This window comes from Vibrio sp. PNB23_22_6, from assembly GCF_052877535.1.
Genome location: NZ_JBNFXP010000003.1, coordinates 258,544 through 270,520, shown reverse-complemented (window position 1 = coordinate 270,520; position 11,977 = coordinate 258,544). Strand labels below are relative to the sequence as shown.

At 47.2% G+C, this 11,977-nt stretch carries 9 protein-coding genes; 4 read left to right on the top strand and 5 right to left on the bottom strand.

The window, feature by feature from the left end:
• Positions 1–9 precede the first annotated feature (9 nt).
• The 3 genes from ACVA54_RS04350 (at position 10) to ACVA54_RS04340 (ending at position 2,836) form a co-directional block, all read left to right on the top strand.
• Positions 10–1,515: an inactive transglutaminase family protein gene (locus ACVA54_RS04350; protein ID WP_099078628.1), complete on the top strand. Its 1,506-nt coding sequence runs from the start codon at positions 10–12 to the stop codon at positions 1,513–1,515.
• A gap of 3 nt (positions 1,516–1,518) precedes the next feature.
• A complete protein-coding gene (locus ACVA54_RS04345) occupies positions 1,519–2,487 on the top strand; it encodes an alpha-L-glutamate ligase-like protein (protein ID WP_099078627.1) in 969 nt (322 codons plus the stop codon).
• A gap of 196 nt (positions 2,488–2,683) precedes the next feature.
• A complete protein-coding gene (locus tag ACVA54_RS04340; RefSeq protein WP_099078626.1) occupies positions 2,684–2,836 on the top strand; it encodes a hypothetical protein in 153 nt (50 codons plus the stop codon).
• 121 nt (positions 2,837–2,957) lie between these two features.
• Here ACVA54_RS04340 and mukB read toward each other — a convergent pair whose 3' ends face one another.
• From mukB to cmoM, 4 genes are read right to left on the bottom strand one after another with little or no spacing between them, the layout of a single operon-like run.
• Positions 2,958–7,421: a chromosome partition protein MukB gene (gene mukB, locus ACVA54_RS04335; protein ID WP_446649423.1), complete on the bottom strand. Its 4,464-nt coding sequence runs from the start codon at positions 7,419–7,421 to the stop codon at positions 2,958–2,960.
• A 2-nt stretch (positions 7,422–7,423) separates the two neighbouring features.
• On the bottom strand, positions 7,424–8,149 hold the full coding sequence (mukE, locus tag ACVA54_RS04330; protein ID WP_172438072.1) for a chromosome partition protein MukE: 726 nt from the start codon (positions 8,147–8,149) through the stop codon (positions 7,424–7,426).
• Complete coding sequence (mukF, locus tag ACVA54_RS04325; RefSeq protein ID WP_446596191.1) at positions 8,130–9,467, bottom strand: chromosome partition protein MukF; 1,338 nt, start codon at positions 9,465–9,467, stop codon at positions 8,130–8,132. The genes mukE and mukF overlap by 20 nt, the downstream gene beginning before the upstream one ends.
• 2 nt (positions 9,468–9,469) lie before the next feature.
• The gene (gene cmoM, locus ACVA54_RS04320) at positions 9,470–10,261 is read right to left on the bottom strand and encodes a tRNA uridine 5-oxyacetic acid(34) methyltransferase CmoM (protein WP_099078674.1); all 792 of its coding nucleotides are present in this window, start codon (positions 10,259–10,261) and stop codon (positions 9,470–9,472) included.
• Positions 10,262–10,375: 114 nt separating this feature from the next.
• On the opposite strand from cmoM, the gene elyC reads away from it, so the two are divergent.
• Complete coding sequence (gene elyC / locus ACVA54_RS04315) at positions 10,376–11,161, top strand: envelope biogenesis factor ElyC (RefSeq protein ID WP_099078623.1); 786 nt, start codon at positions 10,376–10,378, stop codon at positions 11,159–11,161.
• Between the two features lie 70 nt (positions 11,162–11,231).
• On the opposite strand, the gene torR is transcribed toward elyC, so the two are convergent.
• A complete protein-coding gene (gene torR / locus ACVA54_RS04310) occupies positions 11,232–11,945 on the bottom strand; it encodes a two-component system response regulator TorR (RefSeq protein WP_099078622.1) in 714 nt (237 codons plus the stop codon).
• Between the last annotated feature and the right edge of the window lie 32 nt (positions 11,946–11,977).

Genomic DNA, 11,977 nt, shown 5'->3' with positions numbered 1-11,977 from the left:
AGGCAGATTATGACCTCGAGAATACCGTTTTACCTGTCAATCATCCTTTTGGTGGTTGCTGGCATTGCTTTGAGTGTTTTTAGACATGACAATTACGGCGTTCCTTGGACGCCAGGCGAAACTCGTCAAGTTTGGGACGTGGAAGCACGCATCGAATTTAACGCCAATGGTGGAGAAGTAAAAGCCTCTCTCGCGGCACCACACACCCAAAAAGGCTACACACTGATCGGTGAGTCTGCCTCTTCACCTGGCTATGGCGTCTCATACGTCGATTCCGATTCTGGTCGACGCGCTGAATGGTCTATTCGACAAGCCTCTGGGCCACAAACCATCTATTACAAAGCTCAGTTCTTAGTCGATCCACAAGCAAAAGTCACGCCTCAGCCGCCAACAGGTGACATTATTCCACCAACGCTATCAGCACCTCAGCAGGCTGCTGCAAATGCATTGATTGAACGCGCGATGAGTCGCTCGGCCGACAACGTAACGTTCGCCCGTGAGCTTATCAAAATACTCAATGACCCAGATAGCCAAAATGCTGCATTGATTCTTAACGATTTCAATCGTACCGATGCCCTCAGTAAACTCCTTTTAACGGCTGGTGTTCAAAGTAAGATTGTCGGTGTTATTGAGCTTGAAGATGGTCGTCGACGCCAAGCGATTCAACCAATGGTTCAAGTGTGGTCCGGAAGTGAGTGGGTACTATTCTCTCCAAACTCCGAACAAGCCGCATCTCAGCCTAATTTGCTCGTTTGGGATGAATCAAACGTCTCTTTACTAGATTTAGTCGGCGGTAAGAATAGCCAAGTCCATTTCTCGATGATTAAGCAAGAAGTGACACCTCAGCAAGCGACCAACAACAAAGTTGAAGCTGATGGGCTACTGAACCTCTCAATACACAGCTTGCCGCTAGAAGAGCAAGCGATGTTTAAGACCATCATGCTCATCCCTATCGGTGCACTGATTGTTGTATTCCTACGCGTCATCATCGGTCTTAAAACATCGGGTACGTTCATGCCAGTATTGATTGCGGTGGCCTTTGTTCAAACGCAGCTTATCACTGGTATTGTCGGCTTCTTGCTGATTGTCGGGACAGGTCTGATTATTCGAAGCTACCTATCTAGGCTGAACTTACTTCTGGTTGCACGGATATCCGCAGTCATCATCACCGTAATTATGATTATCTCGGTGTTTACCGTCGTGGCATTTAAGATTGGCCTAACAGAAGGTCTAACCATTACCTTCTTCCCTATGATTATCTTGTCATGGACTATCGAACGTATGTCGATTCTATGGGAAGAGGAAGGCGCCAAAGAAGTCGCCATGCAAGGTGGAGGTTCACTATTAACGGCGGTACTGGTTTACTTAGCAATGACAAACCCATACATCCAGCACCTAACATTTAACTTTATTGGCCTTCAGTTGATCGTATTAGCGGGTATTCTGCTACTCGGAACATACACAGGTTACCGTCTAACTGAGCTACGTCGTTTCAAACCATTAGCGGAGGACTAAACGATGTTTGAACGTTTTACTTCGCCAATGAAACTTCGCCATAAAGGCATAATGGGAATGAACAAGCGAAACCATAGCTATATTGGACGCTACAATGATCGTTCCAAATACCCTCTGGTGGACGACAAACTAAAAACCAAAATCATCGCAGAGGCCGCTGGGGCGACAGTCCCTGCCCTCATTGGTGTGATCAACAGTCAAGCTGAAGTGAAGACCATTCACAAAATGGTAGAGAACTGGCCGGGTTTCGTAATCAAGCCAGCACAAGGGAGTGGCGGTAAAGGTATTTTAGTGATTACTTCACACAAAGATGGGGTTTATACCAAACCATCTGGAGCAACGTGTAATAAAGAAGAAGTTGAGCGACACATCAGCAATGCACTTGCGGGACTCTTTTCTCTTGGTGGTAAGAATGATGTCGCTGTGGTTGAAAACTTAATTAAGTTCGACGACTGCTTCGATGGTTTCAGTTACGAAGGTGTGCCAGATGTACGTATTATCGTATTTAAGGGCTACCCAGTAATGGCAATGATGCGCTGTTCCACTTCGGCATCTGATGGTAAAGCGAACCTGCACCAAGGTGCAGTTGGCGTGGGCATTGATATCGCGACAGGAAAAGCGATACGAGCTGTTCAATTCGATCTGCCCGTCACGCACCACCCAGATACGGGGAAAGACTTATCAACACTACAAGTCCCTCATTGGGAACGTTTGTTAGAGCTTGCCTCAAGTGCTTGGGAAATGACTGGCCTAGGTTACATGGGCACTGACATGGTATTGGACAAAGAAGAAGGTCCAATGGTTCTGGAGTTAAATGCACGACCTGGCTTGGCGATTCAGATTGCAAATGGTGCAGGTCTACTCCCTCGTCTAAGACACATCGAGGCACTTGGCACACCTGCTGAGTACCCTAAGCCGAAAGAACGTGTTGCATACGCGGCAAAGCAATTCGGCGTCAAATCTCAGTTTTAATCTCTTAGCTAGCAGCTATTACGATGGTTGCTAGCTTACTTTTCATATTTGAACACTACTGCTCGGTTCTTAAGTAACACATTGCTTCTATCACGGCAATCGATGATCTCGCTGACAAATTAAACATCGAGCGTTTCTTTTTCCCCAGTGGTTTGATTTCATGCCATTCTCCCTTACTCACTCGCGAGGTTGGGCGATGCTAACAAAACAAACTAATAACAATGAAACTCCGCTTGTAGAGCGAGAGAGCGTTGACCAACACTTACAGCGTTTGTCAGAAATCTCAGTTCAAGCACTTGATAAGCTTACTGAAATGATCGAAATAGAAAACGGCCTTTCAGCAGAGTAGCACTTACATTTTACGGTTAAGTGCAAACGAAAAAGCCGAGACTGTTGTCCTACAGTCTCGGCTTATTTTATTCGCGATTAAACGTCCGTGGTAGCGAACGCATTAACTCAAGTCAACATGACTAAACTTCTAACTCTTCAATCATTTGTTGAACTTCACTCTTCGGTTTTTCCGTTTGGCCAAAACCACGCAGACCAACCACGTGCACGTGCTCGTGGTCTTTAAACACCTTACGTACCAGTTTGTAGGTCGTCCCTTTCTCAGGGCTGATGTTTTCCGGTGCCGCGATAAGAAGCTGCATATCCAGACGGTCACAAAGTTCGAACAGCGTCGAGATAGACTTCGCATCCAAACGCGCTGCCTCATCAAGGAACAACAGACGGCATGGCACAATGTCTTTGCTGCGTAGACGGCGTGATTCTTCTTCCCAGCTCTGAACGACCATCAATAGGATTGACTGACCTGTACCGATCGCCTCACCCGTTGATAGAGCACCAGATTCTGCCTGTAACCAGCCTTCAGAACCACGGTTAACTTCCACACTTAGCTCAAGGTAGTTACGGTAATCCAGTAGCTCTTCACCTAGAACCTGAGGAGAACGTTGCCCCATATCGATATGTGGATTCACGCGTTGGAACATTTTCGCCATTGCTTCAGAGAAGGTAAAGCGAGTCGACTCAAACAGATCTTTATGCTGCTCTTGTTGCGTCGCTAGACCGTTAAGTAGCACTTCGTGGGTTTCGCGGATTTTCACGTTTAGACGTACCCCCTTAACCTGACCAAACGAGATATTTGACAAGCCTTGGTTTAGCATACGAATACGGTTTTGCTCACGCTGAATCGTCTTCTTGATGATACTTGCTACTGACTCAGAACTGATCGCTAGACGGTTTTCACGTTGTGTGAGTTCTTCCGTTAGACGCGCTAGCTCAACTTCCATCTCTTCGATCGCTTCAACTGGGTCATCTGTGCGGATGATGTCCTGACGAATACGCTCACGAAGGTGTTGGTAAACCGCAATGTAGAACAGAACTTTACGCTCTGGGCGAGCATTGTCTTCTGATAGACGCAGCGCGTCACGCAAATCATCATTGTTCGCAACCGCTAAACGCAGTGCACCCAGTGATTTATCCGACATGGAACGAAGTTCGCTCGCTGACATGTAAGCCAGTTCACGCTTGTGTAGGCGGCGCTCAACATCGTTCTCACGCGCAAGACGAAGTACCGAACACCAGCCTGCTTTCGCCGCAACGACAAAGGTACGAATTTCAACGTACTCTTTTTGAACTTTCTTCAGACGCTTCGCTAAGCCTTTCATCTCAAGCTCGGTCGCTGTGATCGTGCGTTCGTGTTCACTCTTACGGCTGCGAGACGTATGTAGGCGCTCATGCAGTTCGTCACGACGACGCATTGCACGCTCTTCTGCACCTTCATCGGCGTTAACGCCAAACTCTTGCAGCTCTTGTTTGAACTCTTGAACCGTTTCCAGTTTCGCTTGGTGCGAACTCTTCAGAGACGCCAATACTTGGTTGTATTGGTTCATTTGACCTTGCGACTGTTTCAACTCTTCACGAGCGTGTGCGCGCATCTGCTCCGCTTGAGCCAGTTTCACTTTTAGCTGCTCGCTCAGTTCGCTGCTCTTGTTCAGCAAGTCGACTGAATCTGAGTAAGCGAAGTAGTGACGACGTTCAACCAGATCCGCCAGCGCAAAGATTTGCTTCTTAAGATCTTGCAGCTGTTCGTCTGCCGCTTTGTATTCCGCTTCTAGTGCATCAAATTGCTCTGGGTCCGTATCGAGGGCAACCGCGACTTTTTCCAGTTCCGCCACCGCTTTCGCGTGGTTATTTAGGAAAGCTTTTGCTTCTGAAAGTTGAGCAATTTTCTCTTCCAACTCGTCAAAGCGTGCTTGCAACGACTCATCTTCAATCAACGCCATGTTTGGTGCTAGCTTATCTAGGGAAGACAACGCCTGCTTAGTAGTTTGAAGTTGAGAACGTTGCTGCTGCTCTTTTGCATCCAGATCAGCCAGTACGCGAGCGATTTGGTTGCGCTTGTCGCGAATCGTTGCCAGTGCTTGCTCTGGATCTCCTTCGAACGCCACTTGAATATGGCTTGCCACAAACTGGTTGAACGCTTGGTATAGGCGCTGCATTTTTTGTGAATCGAACGCCGCTTTCGCGTGCTTCTCTACCACTTCTTCACGTTCGTTACGCAGTAGCTCTAAACGCTGCTCTCGTGCTGCACGACCAAACAATGGGATTTCTGGCAAGCGAGAGTAACGCATTTGGCGATCGTTCATGCGAACACAAACCGCGCCTTCTAGCTCTTCTGCGTCGAATGAGCTGTCATCAAAGGCATCGATGTCACCTTCAATGATGTACAAGTCTTCTGGACAATCGTCTAGCTCTACCAGTTTCTCTTCGATACCAGAGAGATCAGAAACGACGATAGCGTGACGAGCCGGACCGTACATCGCACTGAAGTAAGGCGCGTCATCAATTGTGATGTCATCGTAGATCTCAGACAGCAACACGCCGCCCAGTGTATCTGCCAAGCCCTTCAGGCGAGGGTCGTTTGAACCACCTGGAGAAGCAAGACGCTCGATTTCACCTTCAAGCTGACTGCGACGCTCTGCCAGTTTGTCTTTCGCCAGAGAAAGGGTTTTCTCTTGCTCAAGCACCACTTGCATTTGGCTCATGACCGATTGGCTATCTTCTAGCTCAGCGCCACTTTGCTCACGCAGTTTTTCTAGCGCATCGTTTGCCGCAATCCACGTTGGTGCAATCGCTTCTAGCTTGTTGATTTCCGCAGCGGCATCTTGCTCTAGACGACGCTGTTCGCTACGTTGCTCACGCACGTCTTCCTGCGCCATTTCTAGCGAGTCGATTTGCATCGCGTGACGCTCACGTTCTTGTTCAAACGTGATTTCGTCAGTCAGTTCAATATGAAACTGCTTTTGGTATTCGTTGACTAGCTCGCGCGCTTGACGTTGCTGGTTAAGGCTACGCTCAAGGTCACGGTGCTGTGCACGCCATTGTTGTTCGTTTTGCGCAACTTGCTGAGATTCACGCGTTTTCGCAATCGCAGTTTTCGCATGTTCAGACGCGTCTTTGCGCTCAACTTGACCAACGATGCTTTGTACCAGTTTAAGCGCTGTTTCAAACTGCTCTGCCGCTGCAGAAGACATGTCCAGTTTGTGCTTAACCGATAGCAACGCGTTAGTGCTTTCTGATTCTTTGCTCTTAAGTTCAGACACAAGTGCTTGCGCTGATTCTGCCGTTAAGCTGTCATCGCCAAGTAGTTGCTTCGCTTTTTCCAGCGCTTGGACCGCTTGTTGGTATTGAAGTGCGCGAGTTTGCTGAACGTCGAGCGCTTGTTGGTAGTCCGCCAGTTGCGTCTTAAGGCTATCCACCTCTTCTTCCGCAACGGTTGCTTGCTCTTCGACCATCATCACGCGTTCTTGCGCTTCTTCTACCACCATCATCTGCTCTTCAAGACGCTCACTCAGCTCTTCAAGATCTTCTTGGTAGCGTTCGATCTTCTCTTGCTGACGCAGTGCGTTTTGCACCAACTGCAGGTGATCCGAAGCCGCTTGGTAGTCTTGCTCTAACGCAGATTCTGACTCAATCAGCAGTTCGAGCTCTTCTTGAACGCGATTAAGCAGGTTGTTTTGCTCAACTAAGGTTTCACGAGAACCGAACAGCTCTGAACGCAATGACAACGTTTTATCCAGCTTGTTACGACGATCGTTCGCATGGCGCATGTAGTCCGCTGCCACGTAGTTGGTCGACTCTGTGATCAAGTGTTTGAACAAGTCACGGTCTGTTTGCGTGGTTTTGATCGCTTCTAGCGTCATGCGGTTTTCACGCAGTGCCGATTCCATATCTTGAAATGCTTTCTTCACGCCGCCGTTTTGTGGCAGAAGGTAGTCACGTAGCGAACGCGTAATCGCACTTGAAATACCACCGTAAAGCGATGCTTCGATCAGGCGGTAAAATTTAGATCGGTCACCAGAGTTACGCAGTTTCTTCGGAATCACACCGAATTCGAACATCTGCGAGTGGTAATCCACAATAGAAGAGAAGGCTTTGAATTGAACACCTTCAAATTCCGCGATCGACTCTTTTACTTCGTTGATTTGACGTACACGAGCTTGCGTCGCAGATACGCTTTCAACCAAGATATCCGTTGGTTTTACATGGCTTGGGAGACCTTGGATAACAAACGGTTTAATGTCTACTTTCTTGTCACGACCCGCAACTTGCTGCAGTTTTACTGCAAACAATAGGCGTTGGTTGCGTGAGTTCACTACGTCTAGCGCCGCGTAACACGCGCCCGGTTGTAACTTACCGTATAGGCCTTTGTCGCGAGACGATTGGCTGCTGCCTGCTTCTGTGGTATTACGGAAGTGCAGTAGCGTTTGGTCAGGAATCAATGCGGTGATGAACGCCGCCATTGTGGTTGATTTACCTGCACCGTTACCACCTGATAGGGTGGTTACCAGACCATCGATGTCAAACGTACGGGCAAAGAAGCCGTTCCAGTTGACCATGGTCAGCGATTGATATTTACCGCGTTCAATCATGCTCATGCTTCACCCTCTTCTGCTGTTTCTTCTTGGGCATGGTCGTCTTGGCCTTCTTCAGACAGTAGGCTGCCTTGACTTGGTTCTTTGGTGTGCACCACGGCTTCACCGTCACGGATCAGACGCAGCTGCGCTTCACGCATATCATCGCCTACACGTACATCGGCACCAAAACGGAACACCGCTTCACTGATGCTGAACTTACCGGTTTCACCGATGTTTATGATCATGCCTAGACGACGCAGACGACGAAGTGACGTGCGTACTTTTTCAAACAGCTTTTCTTTATCAAGGTCTGAACCGGTTGCACGATTGGTCACCAACTTCATCAGCTTGTTCTCATCTGCCAGTGCAAGCAGCTCGTCGTACAGCTCTTGGTTGGTGAAGATACCTTCATGTGCTAGGCGCTCTGGGCTTAGGTAAAGGAAACACAGTACCTTACCCACCAGCATATCCAGCTCAGAAAGGACACTACGGCCAATCAGAGACGTTGAACGAGGGCGAAGGTAAAAGAAACCTTCTGGCGCTTTTACCAACTCAGTGTTGTAGCGCTGGTAGAAAGAAGAAAGCTCAAGTTCGAAATCCGACAACAACGCGTGATTGTCTAGATCTTCACTTGAGATATGACGCCCTGCTCGTAGCATGCTATCTAGCGCTGGGAACAGAGGGTTAGAAATTGCTTTTGCCAGATTCTCTGACATGTATTCATTAGTATCGGTCGATGACATTCGCTTGTACCTTTGCCCCAAATTCGTTGATTGCTTTCCAGTCTGGTTGAACGGCTTGATAGTCCGATTCCGAGTAACCCAGACGAACCGCCTGATCGACAACAATTCGGGCTAAATCAAAGTGATGAGTTCTTGGGTGTTGCGCGAGGTAGTCTCGCAAAACCACACTCAAATCGATTGGTGCGCCTTGGTCTTTATGCGCTTTCAGCATGTTACCAATACGCTCTGACAACTCATCATTGACTTGTTGAAACTCTTCGTATTCCACTTCCATCGGAACTTGGCCTGTTACCTCGTCATCACGTAGCACCAGAGCTTCATCACGAAGATCGGAAAGCCTTTCTGCATCTGCAAAAGTCAGATACCAAGGCATATCAAAGTAATCTTTTATTGATTGACGCAGACGCGAACTGAACGCACGGTTCTTATCCATATCAATCGCGGTACGGATGAACTTGTGTACGTGTCGGTCGTAACCAATCCAAAGGTCGATCGCCTGTTGGCCCCAGCTGGTGATTCGATCTAGCTTCATTTGTAGGCTAAATAGGGCCTCTTCAATAAACTCCAGCTCAGGATCACCATAGACAATTTCTTGGATGTCGAGGATCTGAGTTTGCAGTTCATCACTGGCGGCTTGCAGCGTATCTTGAAGTTCACGCAGCGTGCTGGAAGTTTCAGACAGTAGTGCTTCACAGTTGTTGATTGCTTCACGCCAGTCTTTGTTCAGCAGATCCGCTATCTGTAGCTTCACAGATTGCTGCTGTTCATCCATCACACGTTGGTTAAGATCAATTTGATCGAAAATTTCGCCTACAGAGTATTTCAATACGCCGTAGACATTTTTTTGCCAATGGCCTGGCGTACCGCCTTTCTGTGCTGCTTCAATCGCTTTCGCCATTTCATCCGCTACCATCGACAGCTGAATGGAAAGACGCAGTTTCGAGAACTCACGATGACGCACATAGTAGTCAGTGATGCCTATCGCTAATGGCGACAAGCGGTAAATACTGGCTCCGTCAGTGAGTTCACTGACGAAACGGCTAATAAGGCGCTGCTTAACCATCTCGTTGATGGCATTATTTGCACGGAAAGCCGAGGCTTCACCGGTTTCATCAAAAAGTCGAGTGACGATGGCAAATGCGTCGTGCAATTCACCTTCACCCAATTCTTCATCGAACCTTTCATTACTCAATACGGCGATGGCAATCAAAAACGCCAATCGCTCAGTGGTCAGGTTCAACGAGAAATCGTGCTGCTTTACCCAGCCAACCAACTCATCGATTGGTTGCTCTGCAGCATTGAGAGTCATCTCACTCATTGTTATTCCTGTTTATCGTTCTTCTTAGCCCACACGTGAATATAGCGGCCTAATGAGAGGTATGGCTCTTGTCGACAAAGTTGTTTTTCTAGCGCCAACACATCTTCAAACTCGTAATCGCCCATGTATTGCATATTGCCTATGTAATCACTGAATGAACGAATACCAGACTTTCCACAAATGCTAAAACCAGAGTCTTCTATCCATTGATAGACATCCTCAGGCTTTAGACCTTTCTGTGGCTGTAATTTAAATCTCTTCCGATGGGGCATGCCGTCTAATACATGTGGAATATTACCGCATACCACATTTTTATAGACTAAGCCGTGGTGGTTATAGAACATTACCGAAGCAATGCCTCCCGGTTTTACTTGTTCCAATACTGTTTCGAGAGCGGCTTTAGGATCAACCAACCACTCCATCACTGCATGGAACATAACAAGATCCACCTGCGCTTCCATATGCTCGCCAATGGACTGGACAGGTGAATGAATCAGGCGATACTGCTCAAGCAAACCATTTTTTTCAATATCCTGTTTCGCTAGTTGCAGCATTTCCGAAGATAGATCACATAAAGCAACGTGATGTCCGAGCTTAGCAAGCTTTTGCGACATTTGTGCCAACCCACCGCCTGCATCAAGTACATCAAGAGCTTGCTGGTCAGCGCCTAATTCACTTAGAATCTGTAGAAAATCTTCCCATACAATGATTTGCCGGATCTCCCCTTTATCGGAGCCGTAAATATTTTTTGCAAATTTGTGGGCGATATCGTCGAAATTGCGGTCTTCTGTCACTTCTGCTGAGTTATCATAACGGATTGTGCCGCTATTCTGGCACAAGGAAAGCAGGAATAAAGAGGGTCAACCTCATTTTTATTATCAATTGATGTTTTTTCGGACTATTTATGTATGTTTGAGCTGAAAAAAGTAGTGACCGCTCTGGTCATGCCCTTGCCCGCACTGCTACTGATAGGGTTATTAGGTCTTGCGCTTATCAGTTTTACCACCAAACGCAAAACAGGATGTTTTGTTGTTCTCCTCTCTTTTGTCGGTATTTTCCTAGCGGCCTTCCAACCACTATCAACGAAACTCTTGATGCCATTAGAGCGAGAGTATAAAGCGTTTTTACCGTCATCTGAAACCGTAGACTACGTTATGGTATTAGGTAATAACCATGTCGTCGATGATGAGATCCCACCCACTTCTCAATTAAGTCGTACCGCGCTGATGCGTTTAACTGAAGGTATCCGTATTTTGCGTATGTACCCAGGAGCAAAGCTGATTCTGTCTGGTTACGCTGGCGGGTCTGAGATAAGTCACGCCCGTATGATGGCCAACGTTGCTCTGGCACTCGGTGTGGCTAAACCTGATATCATTTTATTAGAGGACGCAAAAGACACCTGGGAAGAAGCGCGACAAGCGGCTGCGTTTGTGAAACAGAAAGAAGTGGTTTTAGTGACCTCTGCTAGCCACATGAAACGGGCTCTGTATGAGTTCAATGCGGCAGGAATCAAGCCAACCCCAGCCGCTACGAACTATCTTGCTATCGATGAAATTCATCAACCTTGGCATAAATACTCACCAAAAGCACAATACTTGGAACAAACTGAAATTTATTGGCATGAATACCTTGGTGGTTTATGGCAAAAACTGCGTGACACAGTTGGGCAAACCCCAATGGTTGCAAGCCAATAAATCGAGTAAGTAAGAATCACAAGATAGAAAAAAGGAGAGCCCATGCTCTCCTTTTTCTTTACGACTTAGCTTAGTCACCTGCAAACATGTAGCCTTCACCATGGACGGTCACAAAAATTTGTGGGTTCTTCGGATCAAACTCCATCTTAGCGCGCATACGTCGAATTAATACATCGATAGTACGATCATTTGGCGCATCCACTCGGTGGCTGATCATATTCAAAATACGTTCTCGGCTTAATACCTGATTTGGATATGAAGACAAGGCAACCAAAAGCTCATATTCAGCTTTGGTCAGTTTCACTGGCTCACCGTTGCGACTTAGCGCACGACGCTGGATGTCAAATGTCCACTCGCCAAAACGTACAATGTGTTCTTCATTGCTTTCTTTTTCTGCTTTTTGAGAGCCATTGCGAGCAGCAGAGATGCGCCACAATAAGTTCTTAACTCGAACCAATAATTCCCTTAGTTCAAAAGGCTTTGTCACATAATCGTCTGCGCCCATTTCTAGGCCAACGATTTTGTCAATGCTATCCGTGCGTCCTGTCACTAATATGATGCCGATGTCTGACTGGCTGCGTAATTCACGCGTAAGCATAAGACCATCTTCACCGGGCAAGTTAATATCCAACATGATAAGATCAACGTCACCATCTTGAAGCACCTCGCGCATTTCTGCGCCACTTTCTGCTTCACTGACTTTGTAACCTTCATTTTGGAAATAGCCCGCAAGCTTACTGCGAGTTACAACATCATCTTCTACGACCAATACGTGATAGCTCATTTACACCACTTTCTGTCTTCTTTATATTCCAA